The sequence below is a fragment of the Kluyvera huaxiensis genome (assembly GCF_040149365.1).
Lineage (GTDB): Bacteria > Pseudomonadota > Gammaproteobacteria > Enterobacterales > Enterobacteriaceae > Kluyvera > Kluyvera intermedia_A.
Genome location: NZ_JBEFLV010000004.1, coordinates 1 through 12964, shown reverse-complemented (window position 1 = coordinate 12964; position 12964 = coordinate 1). Strand labels below are relative to the sequence as shown.

Below are 12964 nucleotides of genomic sequence, written 5' to 3'. Positions count from 1 at the left end.
GAAGATGCTGGATAAAATTGTTATCGCTAACCGCGGCGAGATCGCACTGCGTATTCTTCGTGCCTGTAAAGAACTGGGCATCAAGACCGTCGCCGTGCACTCCACTGCGGATCGCGATTTAAAACACGTATTACTGGCGGATGAGACGGTTTGTATTGGCCCGGCTCCATCCGTGAAAAGCTACCTGAACATCCCGGCTATCATCAGCGCAGCTGAGATCACCGGCGCTGTTGCGATTCACCCAGGCTACGGCTTCCTCTCTGAGAACGCCAACTTCGCCGAGCAGGTTGAACGTTCTGGCTTTATCTTCATCGGCCCGAAAGCTGACACCATCCGCCTGATGGGCGACAAAGTGTCTGCAATCACCGCCATGAAGAAAGCCGGCGTACCGACCGTTCCGGGCTCTGACGGCCCGCTGGGCGACGACATGGACGCGAACCGCGCTCATGCTAAACGCATCGGCTATCCGGTTATCATCAAAGCCTCCGGCGGCGGCGGCGGTCGTGGTATGCGCGTTGTGCGCAGCGACACCGACCTGGCGCAGTCCATTGCCATGACCAAAGCTGAAGCCAAAGCGGCTTTCAGCAACGACATGGTGTACATGGAGAAATACCTGGAAAATCCTCGCCACGTCGAGATCCAGGTACTGGCAGATGGTCAGGGCAACGCTATCTACCTGGCTGAACGTGACTGCTCCATGCAGCGTCGTCACCAGAAAGTTGTCGAAGAAGCACCAGCACCGGGCATTACTCCGGAACTGCGTCGCTACATCGGCGAACGTTGCTCCAAAGCCTGTGTGGATATCGGCTACCGCGGCGCGGGTACTTTCGAGTTCCTGTTCGAAAACGGTGAGTTCTACTTCATTGAAATGAACACCCGTATCCAGGTAGAACATCCGGTAACAGAGATGATCACCGGCGTTGACCTTATCAAAGAGCAGCTGCGTATCGCTGCCGGTCAGCCGCTGTCCATCAAGCAAGAAGAAGTGCAGGTTCGCGGCCATGCGGTAGAATGCCGTATCAACGCCGAAGATCCGAACACCTTCCTGCCTAGCCCGGGTAAAATCACTCGTTTCCACGCGCCTGGCGGTTTTGGCGTTCGTTGGGAGTCTCATATCTACGCTGGCTACACCGTACCACCGTACTATGACTCAATGATCGGCAAACTCATCTGCTACGGTGAGACCCGTGACGTGGCGATTTCCCGCATGAAGAATGCGCTGCAGGAACTGATCATCGATGGCATCAAAACCAACGTCGATCTGCAGATGCGCATTATGAGCGACGAGCACTTCCAGCATGGTGGGACTAACATCCACTATCTGGAGAAAAAACTCGGATTACAGGAAAAATAATCCTGTTCTCGCAGCAAAAGGCCGGAATTTCCGGCCTTTTTTCTTTTTCTCTCCCCTCATCTTTTCCTTGCGGTACAATCCCCGCTTTCTTCATCACAAGGGACAAAAAATGGACAAGCGTTTTGTTCAGGCCCATAAAGAGGCGCGCTGGGCGCTGTGGCTAACCCTTCTTTATCTTGCTGCATGGTTGGCAAGTGCTTACTTACCAGACTCAATGCAGGGCTTCACCGGCCTACCGCACTGGTTTGAAATGGCCTGTCTGCTGATGCCGCTGATTTTCATCCTGCTGTGCTGGGCGATGGTGCGTTTTATCTTCCGTGATATCCCGCTGGAGGATAACGATGCAAACTGAAATTATCGTCGTGCTGGTGCTTTACCTGCTGGTCGTATTCGGCCTGTCGCTGTACGCCATGCGTAAACGCAGTACCGGATCGTTCCTCAGCGAGTACTTCCTTGGCAGCCGCTCGATGGGTGGCTTAGTGTTAGCCATGACGCTGACCACCACCTATATCAGCGCCAGCTCATTCATCGGTGGCCCAGGAGCCGCCTATAAATATGGCCTTGGCTGGGTGCTGCTGGCGATGATTCAGGTGCCGACTATCTGGTTGTCGCTTGGGGTGCTTGGCAAGAAGTTCGCTATTCTGGCCCGCCGCTACAACGCTATTACCCTCAATGACATGCTGCAAGCGCGCTACCAGAATCGCGCAGTGGTGTGGATTGCTAGTATCAGCCTGTTGGTCGCTTTCGTCGGCGCCATTGCGGTGCAGTTCATTGGCGGTGCGCGTCTGCTGGAAACCGCGGCGGGCATTAAATACGAAAATGGCTTGCTGATTTTTGGTATCACCATTGCGCTGTATACCGCGTTCGGCGGTTTCCGTGCCAGCGTTCTTAATGACACGATGCAGGGCATGGTGATGCTGGTTGGCACCATTGTCCTGCTGGTAGGCGTGGTTCACGCCGCGGGCGGGCTGCATAACGCGGTCGAAACGCTGGAGCAGATTGATCCTAAGCTGGTGTCGCCGCAGGGTGCCGACGATATCCTGACGCCAACCTTTATGACCTCTTTCTGGGTGCTGGTCTGCTTCGGAGTCATCGGTCTGCCGCACACCGCCGTGCGCTGTATCTCTTATAAAGACAGCAAGGCAGTACATCGCGGCATTATCATCGGAACCATCGTGGTGGCGCTGCTGATGCTGGGGATGCACCTGGCGGGCGCACTGGGTCGCGCGGTGCTGCCGCACCTGACCGTTCCGGACCTGGTGATCCCAACGCTAATGGTGCAGGTCTTACCGCCGTGGGCGGCGGGCTTGTTCCTTGCCGCGCCGATGGCCGCTATCATGTCAAACGTGAACGCTCATCTGCTACAGGCATCCGCGACCATCGTGAAAGATCTGTGGCTCAGCGCGAGCCCGACTAAAATGCATAATGAGCGTCGCCTGAAGCGCATCTCGACCTGGACCACGCTGGTACTGGGTATTTTGATGATGCTGGCCGCCTGGCGTCCGCCAGAGATGATTATCTGGCTAAACCTGTTAGCGTTTGGTGGGCTGGAAGCTGTGTTCCTGTGGCCGCTGGTGCTGGGCCTGTACTGGGAGCGTGCTAACGCAGCCGGAGCGCTGAGCGCAATGATCGTCGGTGGCGTCCTGTATGCCGTGCTGGCCACCTTTAAAATTCAGTATCTGGGCTTCCATCCGATTGTGCCTTCGTTACTGCTAAGTTTGCTGGCGTTTGTGGTGGGGAACCGTTTCGGTCAACCCGTCCCGCAGAACGCCGTAATTTCTACTGATAAATAAAGAGTTTTGCCATGCCGTGGATCCAACTAAAACTGAACACAACCGGCGCAAATGCCGAAGACCTTAGCGATGCGCTGATGGAAGCCGGTTCGGTCTCCATCACCTTCCAGGATACGCATGACACGCCGGTATTTGAGCCACTGCCGGGTGAAACTCGCCTGTGGGGCGATACCGACGTTATCGGCCTGTTCGATGCAGAAACCGACATGAAAGAGGTGGTTGCCATCCTCGAGCAGCATCCTCTGTTGGGTGCGGGCTTTGCGCATAAAATTGAACAGCTGGAAGATAAAGATTGGGAACGTGAATGGATGGATAACTTCCACCCAATGCGTTTCGGCGAACGACTGTGGATCTGCCCAAGCTGGCGCGACGTGCCGGACGTGAATGCCGTCAACGTGATGCTCGATCCGGGCCTGGCGTTCGGTACCGGCACCCATCCAACAACCTCCCTGTGCCTGCAGTGGCTGGACGGGCTGGATCTGGAAGGTAAAACGGTTATCGATTTTGGCTGTGGTTCCGGGATCCTTGCGATCGCTGCACTGAAGCTGGGTGCAGCAAAGGCTATCGGGATCGATATTGATCCGCAGGCCATCCAGGCCAGCCGTGATAACGCGCAGCGTAACGGCGTTTCCGAACGTCTGGAACTGTATCTGCCGCAGGACCAGCCAGAGGCCATGAAAGCCGACGTGGTGGTCGCTAACATCCTGGCAGGCCCATTACGCGAGTTAGCCCCATTAATCAGCGTGCTGCCGGTTACAGGCGGCCTGCTGGGCCTTTCCGGTATTCTGGCAAGCCAAGCGGAAAGCGTTTGTGAAGCTTACGCCGATCTCTTTGACCTCGATCCAGTGGTGGAAAAAGAAGAGTGGTGCCGGATTACCGGGCGCAAAAAATAATCGTTTTTCAATGCGGCCTACGGGCCGCATTTTCCCCTGTTATTTCCCCCTCCCACCTCATAAATGAGAAGCAGATCTCATTTATTGCTCCATTTTCGTTCATAAAATCATCTCTTTATTCACTAAGTCGTATGCATTACGTAAGAAAGCGCGAGAAGTTTTACGATTTTATTCATGTGCACAAATTATCCAGTTTTATTTAATGTGATGATTAATATAGATATTTATTAACCATTCGCTCCCGGTGCTGAGATTCATTGATCTACAACATCTGATTGCTCAAAGTTTGGCCTTTCATCTCGTGCAAAAAATGCGTAATATACGCCGCCTTGCAGTCACAGTATGGTCATTTCTTAACTCATGCGCATCGGACAATATCAGCTCAGAAATCGCCTGATCGCAGCACCTATGGCTGGCATCACTGACAGACCATTCAGGACGCTGTGCTACGAGATGGGAGCCGGTTTAACGGTATCCGAGATGATGTCCTCAAACCCGCAGGTTTGGGAGAGCGACAAATCTCGTCTACGAATGGTGCACATTGATGAACCAGGTATTCGTACCGTGCAAATTGCCGGAAACGATCCTGAAGAGATGGCCGGAGCCGCCCGCATTAATGTGGAAAGCGGCGCTCAGATTATTGATATCAATATGGGCTGTCCGGCAAAAAAGGTGAATCGCAAGCTCGCAGGTTCAGCCCTACTGCAATACCCGGATCAGGTGAAGGCTATCCTGGAAACGGTTGTTAAGGCAGTGGACGTTCCTGTCACGCTCAAGATTCGCACTGGCTGGGCTCCAGAGCACCGTAACTGTGTAGAAATTGCCAAACTGGCTGAAGACTGTGGCATTCAAGCTCTGACTATTCACGGACGCACACGCGCCTGCTTGTTTAACGGAGAAGCTGAGTACGACAGCATTCGGGCAGTTAAGCAGAACGTTTCCATTCCGATTATCGCGAATGGTGACATTACTGACCCGCTTAAAGCCAGAGCTGTACTCGACTATACGGGGGCTGATGCCCTGATGATAGGACGTGCGGCTCAGGGAAGACCCTGGATCTTTCGGGAAATCCAGCATTATCTGGACACTGGGGAGCTGCTGCCTCCACTGCCTCTGGCAGAGGTGAAGCGCTTGCTCTGTTCGCATATTCGGGAACTGCATGACTTTTATGGTCAGGCGAAAGGGTACCGAATTGCGCGGAAACACGTATCCTGGTATCTCCAGGAACACGCTCCAAATGACCAGTTTCGGCGCACATTCAACGCCATTGAAGATGCCGGCGAACAGCTGGCGGCGTTGGAGGCATACTTCGAAAATTTTGCGTAATTAGAAATAAAGAGCTGACAGAACTATGTTCGAACAACGCGTAAATTCTGACGTACTGACCGTTTCTACCGTTAACTCTCAGGATCAGGTAACTCAAAAGCCCCTGCGTGACTCGGTTAAACAGGCACTGAAGAACTATTTTGCTCAACTGAATGGTCAGGATGTTAATGATCTGTATGAGCTGGTACTGGCTGAAGTAGAACAGCCCCTGTTGGACATGGTGATGCAATACACCCGTGGTAACCAGACCCGCGCTGCCCTGATGATGGGTATCAACCGTGGTACTCTGCGTAAGAAACTCAAAAAATACGGCATGAACTGATACTAGTCAGTTAAGTTGCTGTTTAAGAAGGCGCTACTCGGCATGGGGACGCGCCTTTTTTATTGCTCTTTTTACGCCGCAGAATAAACGATCCGATACCCGCTTTCTGCCCGGATCAACTGCGCGAATCCACTACCGGAAAAATGCATCCCGGCCACCAGCAGCTCTTCCTTCGCCACCTGCGCCATTATCTCTTTACGCGATGCTTGTGCCTGTATCGGGTCAATATCAAAGGCCACCATCACCTCCGGCCGTGCCGTCTGAATATGCGGGAAATGGACAATATCCCCCCAGATAAGCAAGCACATATCAGCCGCATCAATTCTGAATCCAGTATGCCCCGGCGTATGGCCCGGCAATGGGATTGCGGAAATCCCCTTCACAATAGGCTTATCATCCAGGAAATGGACCCGTGGGCCATAAACGGCCAACGTTTGACGCACGCGTGCAAAGTTCAACTGCCTCCGCTCGTTTGCCTGCGCCAGGTATTCATCATTTTGCCAGTACGCCACTTCAAGTGGATGCAGGTATAGTTGTGCGCGAGGATAAACGGCTTCACCGTTGCCATCCAATAGCCCACCAATGTGATCGGGATGCGCATGCGTCAGTAAGACAGTATCCACCTCATCAGGCATGACTCCGGCCGCCAGCAGATTAGACTTTAACTGACCCCCTACATTGTTAACACCACCCGTCCCTGAATCCACCAGCATAGTGCGCCCACGCCCGCGGATCAGATAGCCATAGATATGGAGGTTGTTGGGTTCAACAATTCCAGCATTGCGCTGTATCTCTCCCGCCTCCGCTACATCAATCCCCGAGAGCAGTTCCAGGCTAGCCGCCATATTGCCGTCACTCAGTGCCGTGACCTGAAAATCACCCACCTGACGGAAAACATCATGCATAAAAACCTCATTATGAGCAGGATCGGTAATAAACAAGATGACAGATACCGAATGCGGAGGACAGCGTAAGAACGATTGAATGAATTATTTTCAGGTATTACAACCGGTAAGACAGACGTTTACTGATTGACCTCTAGAGTAGGTTGAGTCTCCCAATGGTGTTGCGAGCACAAGATGGCCATGATGTTATCGACCAGCAGGGGCGCCTGTTGGTAGAGATCGAATTGCTGCGGATCCATTAACCAGTTTTTGATAATACCGCTGAAAGCACTGTGTAATATAATCAATGTGATTTCGATATTTGTATCAACAGGCAATATTTTGTTACGGACGCACATCTGTAATTCACTGCGCATATAATCATAATTAAAGCCTATCTTCCTCCTGATTTCAGTTTCTGACATCATTTCACTACTGAATTCACATTTATGATACAGAATTTGCATCAATGCGCGTTGTTTGGGATTTTCAGCAATATATTGCAAAGCGATGATAAATTTATTTCTTAGTTTTCCTAACGGATTACTATCGCCAAGCTGTATCAATTTATCATGCGTTAACTCGCGCAGCGGTGACTGTTCTTGCCACATCGCATTAAATAATTCGCTTTTACTGGCAAAATGCCAATAAACCGCTCCCCGCGTAACCCCTGCAGCGTCGGCGATGTCCGTCAATGTCGTACTACTGAAACCGCGCAATGCAAACTGCTCGATAGCCGCGTTAAGCAGCATCTGTCGCGTCTGGAGTGCCTCTTCTTTCGTTCTTCTGGCCATAAAATATTTCGCTTACCACTAAATGTGCGGTGTTTAGAATATTCCATTTAATTAAATTTACCATTCAGATTACACGGAGCGCTTATAAAAAATCGGCGTCATTAAAAATTAATAAATTCACAATAAATATAACAATTGAATTCATATTCACATAATGAATGCATAGTACTCACCACTTCCTGAATTAAATGTGCAAACTCTGTTATTTTATGTATTTGTGCCTTTGTTGATGCACGAAAAATAACTAACCCTTACATCCACCGGTGTTTATTTGTAGGATAACAAACTATTTTTTATTCACACTTTCTTTCACGGATTTTTAGCCAACGCGGGTTATCAATCTACAAGGAACTGCAATGACGAGTTACGCTAGGGTTACACTTTTATCGAGCTTAATTATCTCCGTGGCACTACTGAGCAGTTGCGATAATTCAGGGGAGCAACAAGCGCACGCGCCAACGCCTCAGGTCACTGTTCATGTTGTGAACAACGCGCCATTGTCTATTACCACCGAACTGCCGGGTCGTACCTCCGCATTTCGCGTTGCAGAAGTCCGTCCGCAGGTGAGTGGGATAATCCTTAAACGCAACTTCACCGAAGGCACAGATATACTGGCCGGACAATCGCTGTATCAAATCGATCCGGCGACCTATCAGGCAGCCTATGGCAGCGCAAAGAGTGATGAGTCAAAAGCGCAGGCCGCTGCGGTTATCGCTCACCTGACGGTAAAACGCTACGTTCCACTGCTGGGTACGCAATATATCAGTCGGCAGGATTACGATCAGGCGGTGGCGACTGCTCATCAGGCCGATGCTGATGTGATGGCGGCCAAAGCAGCCGTTGAGAGTGCGCGTATTAACCTGGCCTATACCAAGGTAACGTCGCCAATCGCGGGGCGCATTGGTAAATCAAGCGTGACGGAAGGTGCGCTGGTCACTAATGGCCAATCTAATGCCATGGCTACCGTGCAGCAGCTTGATCCTATTTACGTCGATGTCACCCAATCCAGTAGCGATTTTATGCATCTGAAACAAGAGAGCCTGCAACAGGGTGGCGCGGCCAAAAGCGTTCAGTTAATCATGGAAAACGGTCAGGCATATGCGCTGAAAGGCACACTGCAGTTTTCTGATGTCACCGTCGATGAAAGCACCGGTTCAATTACTTTACGAGCCATCTTCCCAAATCCACAGCACACGCTGCTCCCAGGCATGTTTGTCCGTGCACGTATCGATGAAGGCGTAAACCCGAGCGCAATGCTAGTCCCTCAGCAAGGGGTGAACCGCACACCACGCGGCGATGCAACGGTCATGCTGGTTAACGATAAAAACCAGGTAGAAGCACGCAATGTCGTTACCGCACAGGCCATTGGCGATCAGTGGTTGATTAGCAGCGGTCTGAAAGCCGGCGATAAAGTGATTATTAGCGGCCTGCAGAGAGCACATCCAGGCATAACCGTGCAGCCAGAAGAAGAGACCGCAGCCCCAGCTGCACAATAAGGTACCGACCCTATGTCAAAGTTTTTTATCCATCGACCGGTGTTTGCGTGGGTGTTGGCCATCATCATGATGATGGCCGGCGGCTTAGCTATTTTGCATCTGCCTATCGCCCAGTATCCAACCATCGCGCCACCTGCCGTCGCCATCTCCGCAACTTACCCTGGCGCTGATGCGCAAACCGTACAGGACACTGTTACCCAGGTTATCGAACAGAACATGAGCGGTATCGATAACCTGATGTATATGTCCTCGACGAGCGACTCTTCTGGTTCTGTGACTATTACGCTGACCTTTGAGTCCGGGACCGACCCGGATATCGCCCAGGTTCAGGTACAGAATAAGCTACAACTGGCAACACCGCTGCTGCCGCAAGAAGTTCAGCAACAAGGGATTAGCGTAGAGAAATCGAGCAGTAACTTCCTGATGGTCGCCGGGTTTATTTCTGAAAACCCGAATACGGTACAGGACGATATCGCTGATTACATCGCATCCAATGTGAAAGATCCTATCAGCCGCCTTAACGGCGTTGGTGATGTGCAGCTGTTCGGTGCCCAATATGCCATGCGCATCTGGCTTGATGGCAATCTACTGAATAAATACAACCTGACGCCGGTCGACGTTATCAACCAGCTGAAAGTGCAGAACAATCAGATCGCCGCCGGCCAGTTGGGCGGGACGCCATCGGTGAAAGGACAGCAGCTTAATGCGTCAATTATTGCCCAGACACGACTGAAAGATCCGGCAGAATTTGGCAAAGTCACCCTGCGCGTCAACGCTGACGGTTCTGTGGTGCACCTGAGCGACGTCGCCCGTATAGAACTCGGTGGCGAAAACTATAACGTTGTCGCACGTATTAATGGAAAACCAGCCTCTGGTCTTGGGATCAAACTAGCAACCGGTGCCAATGCGCTGGATACCGCAAATGCCATTAAAACCAAACTAAAAGAGCTGGAACCTTTTTTCCCACAGGGGATGAAAGTGGTGTATCCCTACGACACCACACCGTTTGTGACCTTATCCATCCATGAAGTTATCAAAACGCTGTTCGAAGCGATTATTCTCGTCTTCCTTGTGATGTATCTGTTCTTGCAGAACATCCGCGCGACGCTTATTCCGACAATCGCAGTTCCAGTTGTATTGCTGGGTACCTTCGCGGTGCTGTCGGTATTTGGCTACTCGATAAATACGCTAACCATGTTTGGGATGGTGCTCGCGATAGGCTTGCTTGTAGATGATGCCATCGTGGTGGTCGAAAACGTCGAGCGCGTGATGGTCGAAGAAAAACTCTCCCCCATCGAAGCGACGGAGAAATCCATGTCGCAGATTCAGGGTGCGCTGGTCGGCATTGCGATGGTGCTCTCGGCGGTCTTTGTTCCAATGGCCTTCTTTGGTGGCTCAACCGGCGCCATTTATCGCCAGTTCTCCATCACTATTGTTTCAGCAATGGCGCTGTCGGTTCTGGTAGCCTTAATCCTCACGCCCGCACTGTGCGCCACACTGCTGAAACCGGCCTCCGCCGAACACCATGAGAAGAAAGGTTTCTTTGGCTGGTTCAACGCGAAATTCGAGTACAGCGTGAACCACTACACCAATAGCGTGAGCGGTATTCTCCGCGGCACCGGACGTTATCTGATCATTTATCTGCTGATTGTAGCGGGTATGGCGGTACTGTTTATGCGCCTACCTACCTCTTTCCTGCCAGAAGAGGATCAGGGGGTGTTCATGACCATGATTCAGCTACCTGCCGGTGCGACACAAGAACGCACGCAGAAAGTACTGGATACGGTCACAGACTATTATCTGAATAACGAGAAGGCGAATGTGCAAAGCGTCTTTACCGTTAACGGCTTCAGCTTTAGTGGCCAGGGCCAGAACTCCGGCATGGCATTTGTCAGCTTGAAACCCTGGGATGATCGGAGCGGTGAAGAGAACGGTGCCCAATCGATAATCAAGCGTGCCACCATGGCATTCAGCCAGATTAAAGACGCGATGGTCTTCCCATTCAACATGCCCGCCATTATCGAACTGGGTACAGCGACAGGTTTTGACTTTGAGCTCATCGATCAGGCCAGCCTTGGCCACACGGAGCTAACCAAAGCACGTAATCAACTTTTGGGCATGGTGCAGCAGCACCCTGACCAGCTAGTTCGCGTACGTCCGAATGGTCTGGAAGACACGGCTCAGTTCAAACTTGATGTCGACCAGGAAAAAGCACAGGCGCTGGGCGTGTCGCTATCAGACGTCAACGAGACTATCTCTGCTGCACTCGGGGGTTACTACGTTAACGACTTTATCGACCACGGGCGAGTGAAGAAAGTATACGTTCAGGCCGATGCGAAGTTCCGTATGCTTCCGAGCGACGTCAATAATATGTATGTCCGTAGCGCCAACGGTGAAATGGTACCGTTCTCTGCCTTTGTAACCTCTCATTGGGTATATGGCTCTCCACGTCTGGAACGTTACAACGGCCTGCCTTCTATGGAGATCCTCGGAGAAGCAGCTCCGGGAAAAAGTACCGGTGAGGCCATGGCATTAATGGAACAACTGGCCACTAAGCTACCTACAGGCATCGGTTTTGACTGGACCGGTATGTCTTACCAGGAACGCTTATCCGGTAATCAAGCGCCGGCGCTGTACGCAATTTCATTGATCGTTGTCTTCCTATGCCTGGCTGCACTGTATGAGAGCTGGTCAATCCCGTTCTCCGTCATGCTGGTTGTCCCACTAGGCGTAGTCGGAGCACTGTTAGCTGCATCGCTACGTGGTATGAATAATGATGTTTACTTCCAGGTCGGTCTGCTAACCACGATCGGCCTGTCGGCGAAAAACGCCATTTTGATCGTCGAGTTTGCTAAAGATCTTATGGATAAAGAGGGGAAAGGGGTTATTGAAGCCACGCTTGAGGCATCACGCATGCGTCTGCGACCTATCCTCATGACCTCTCTGGCCTTTATCCTTGGCGTAATGCCACTAGTTATCAGCCATGGTGCGGGCAGCGGCGCACAGAACGCAGTGGGTACCGGCGTTATGGGTGGAATGCTGACGGCCACGTTGTTGGCTATCTTCTTTGTCCCAGTGTTCTTTGTCATGGTCAGACGCCGGTTCAGCAAACAAACCTAATAATCGGTTTTCAACACCGGAGATAGCGCCTTCGGGCGCTTTCTTTTTGCCTGGAAGATAACAACCAAGATCTCAATACGTTAGTGTAACTCTCACTTTATTACGCTGTATAACGCATATATTCGTTATTTATCCCTCCATTATTTCCTCACGATCTTGTTGATGGCAATGCCCGTTCTCCATGATTTTTACATAGCACATAAATTGAGATTATTTCCCATATCAAGACGATATAGCTGAGGTGGTAAAATAAGCCATTCCGTAATACGGCATCTTCCTGTCGTATTGAAACGGACTCTTTAGAGGCACTATCATGAAAAAATTTATTCTGGTGACGGTTCTGGCAACATTGCTTGCTGGCTGTGCACATGAGTCTCCTTGCGTACCGGTATACGACGATCAGGGCCGTCTGGTCCACACCAATACCTGTATGAAAGGAACGACGCAGGACAACTGGGAAACAGCAGGTGCCATCGCTGGCGGCGCAGCTGCGTTAGCTGGTTTAACGTTAGGTATCGTAGCTCTGACCAAATAACACAGCGGCTGGATAATACATTTTCCGCTCTTCTTCCGCGCTTATCGGCATTTATCTAAATGGCATAAGCGCGGAATGATAAAGTTATCTTCCAACATATTTCCATTCTTTTAGATCATTCAAATAGCTCACCATCTTATATTCAAATTCACAATAATAATCGATGAAATATACGGTGACACACCCACTAAATTAAGGGTTTTCCTGGGTAAAATAGCAGGGAAAATCTCTTCACAGCGGCATATTGCAGATATAAAAAAGGCTCATCCCGATGAATGAGCCTTTTTTAAAAAATAAAATACATAAACAAAAAGCCCAGTCTCTCGACTGGGCTTTTTGCTTTATTTGATGTCTGGCAGTTCCCTACTCTCGCATGGGGAGACCCCACACTACCATCGGCGCTACGGCGTTTCACTTCTGAGTTCGGCATGGGGTCAGGTGGGACCA

General features: G+C 51.0%; 11 protein-coding genes and 1 rRNA gene. 9 read left to right on the top strand and 3 right to left on the bottom strand.

What is annotated here, in order from left to right; genetic code table 11:
• The first annotated feature begins 4 nt into the window (after positions 1 to 4).
• The 6 genes from accC to fis all read left to right on the top strand — a co-directional run bounded on the left by accC (position 5) and on the right by fis (position 5688).
• Entirely contained in the window at positions 5 to 1354 is a 1350-nt protein-coding gene (accC, locus tag ABOC97_RS05565; RefSeq protein ID WP_349594986.1) for an acetyl-CoA carboxylase biotin carboxylase subunit, read from the top strand.
• A gap of 109 nt (positions 1355 to 1463) precedes the next feature.
• A complete protein-coding gene (locus tag ABOC97_RS05560) occupies positions 1464 to 1706 on the top strand; it encodes a YhdT family protein (RefSeq protein WP_052283988.1) in 243 nt (80 codons plus the stop codon).
• A complete protein-coding gene (gene panF, locus ABOC97_RS05555) occupies positions 1696 to 3147 on the top strand; it encodes a sodium/pantothenate symporter (RefSeq protein WP_349594983.1) in 1452 nt (483 codons plus the stop codon). Before ABOC97_RS05560 ends, panF begins: the two co-directional genes overlap by 11 nt.
• Positions 3148 to 3158: 11 nt before the next feature.
• Positions 3159 to 4040 carry a 50S ribosomal protein L11 methyltransferase gene (gene prmA, locus ABOC97_RS05550; RefSeq protein WP_349594980.1) on the top strand — a complete coding sequence of 294 codons (882 nt, stop codon included), beginning with the start codon at positions 3159 to 3161 and terminating at the stop codon, positions 4038 to 4040.
• Positions 4041 to 4400: 360 nt separating this feature from the next.
• Positions 4401 to 5366, top strand: coding sequence for a tRNA dihydrouridine synthase DusB (gene dusB / locus ABOC97_RS05545; protein WP_234508690.1), 966 nt, complete (start codon positions 4401 to 4403; stop codon positions 5364 to 5366).
• A 25-nt stretch (positions 5367 to 5391) separates the two neighbouring features.
• Positions 5392 to 5688 carry a DNA-binding transcriptional regulator Fis gene (fis, locus tag ABOC97_RS05540; protein WP_000462905.1) on the top strand — a complete coding sequence of 99 codons (297 nt, stop codon included), beginning with the start codon at positions 5392 to 5394 and terminating at the stop codon, positions 5686 to 5688.
• 71 nt (positions 5689 to 5759) lie between these two features.
• On the opposite strand, the gene ABOC97_RS05535 is transcribed toward fis, so the two are convergent.
• Positions 5760 to 6593, bottom strand: a complete 834-nt coding sequence (locus ABOC97_RS05535; protein ID WP_349595525.1) for an MBL fold metallo-hydrolase — start codon at positions 6591 to 6593, stop codon at positions 5760 to 5762.
• Between the two features lie 119 nt (positions 6594 to 6712).
• Positions 6713 to 7366, bottom strand: a complete 654-nt coding sequence (envR, locus tag ABOC97_RS05530; protein ID WP_349594977.1) for an acrEF/envCD operon transcriptional regulator — start codon at positions 7364 to 7366, stop codon at positions 6713 to 6715.
• Positions 7367 to 7722: 356 nt separating this feature from the next.
• Between envR and ABOC97_RS05525 the strand changes: the two genes are divergently transcribed.
• The 3 genes from ABOC97_RS05525 (at position 7723) to ABOC97_RS05515 (ending at position 12517) form a co-directional block, all read left to right on the top strand.
• Complete coding sequence (locus tag ABOC97_RS05525) at positions 7723 to 8862, top strand: efflux RND transporter periplasmic adaptor subunit (RefSeq protein WP_349594974.1); 1140 nt, start codon at positions 7723 to 7725, stop codon at positions 8860 to 8862.
• 12 nt (positions 8863 to 8874) lie between these two features.
• Positions 8875 to 11982: an efflux RND transporter permease subunit gene (locus tag ABOC97_RS05520; RefSeq protein ID WP_349594971.1), complete on the top strand. Its 3108-nt coding sequence runs from the start codon at positions 8875 to 8877 to the stop codon at positions 11980 to 11982.
• A gap of 313 nt (positions 11983 to 12295) precedes the next feature.
• A complete protein-coding gene (locus ABOC97_RS05515; protein WP_234508679.1) occupies positions 12296 to 12517 on the top strand; it encodes a lipoprotein in 222 nt (73 codons plus the stop codon).
• Positions 12518 to 12867: 350 nt separating this feature from the next.
• Here the strand turns inward: ABOC97_RS05515 and rrf are convergent.
• A 5S ribosomal RNA gene (rrf, locus tag ABOC97_RS05510) occupies positions 12868 to 12964 on the bottom strand; the annotation flags it as partial.

Coding starts and splice junctions, on each gene's coding strand:
- accC (WP_349594986.1), top strand. CDS start 5: ATGCTGGATAAAATTGTTATCGCTAACCGCGGCGAGATCGCACTGCGT.
- ABOC97_RS05560 (WP_052283988.1), top strand. CDS start 1,464: ATGGACAAGCGTTTTGTTCAGGCCCATAAAGAGGCGCGCTGGGCGCTG.
- panF (WP_349594983.1), top strand. CDS start 1,696: ATGCAAACTGAAATTATCGTCGTGCTGGTGCTTTACCTGCTGGTCGTA.
- prmA (WP_349594980.1), top strand. CDS start 3,159: ATGCCGTGGATCCAACTAAAACTGAACACAACCGGCGCAAATGCCGAA.
- dusB (WP_234508690.1), top strand. CDS start 4,401: ATGCGCATCGGACAATATCAGCTCAGAAATCGCCTGATCGCAGCACCT.
- fis (WP_000462905.1), top strand. CDS start 5,392: ATGTTCGAACAACGCGTAAATTCTGACGTACTGACCGTTTCTACCGTT.
- ABOC97_RS05535 (WP_349595525.1), bottom strand. CDS start 6,593: ATGCATGATGTTTTCCGTCAGGTGGGTGATTTTCAGGTCACGGCACTG.
- envR (WP_349594977.1), bottom strand. CDS start 7,366: ATGGCCAGAAGAACGAAAGAAGAGGCACTCCAGACGCGACAGATGCTG.
- ABOC97_RS05525 (WP_349594974.1), top strand. CDS start 7,723: ATGACGAGTTACGCTAGGGTTACACTTTTATCGAGCTTAATTATCTCC.
- ABOC97_RS05520 (WP_349594971.1), top strand. CDS start 8,875: ATGTCAAAGTTTTTTATCCATCGACCGGTGTTTGCGTGGGTGTTGGCC.
- ABOC97_RS05515 (WP_234508679.1), top strand. CDS start 12,296: ATGAAAAAATTTATTCTGGTGACGGTTCTGGCAACATTGCTTGCTGGC.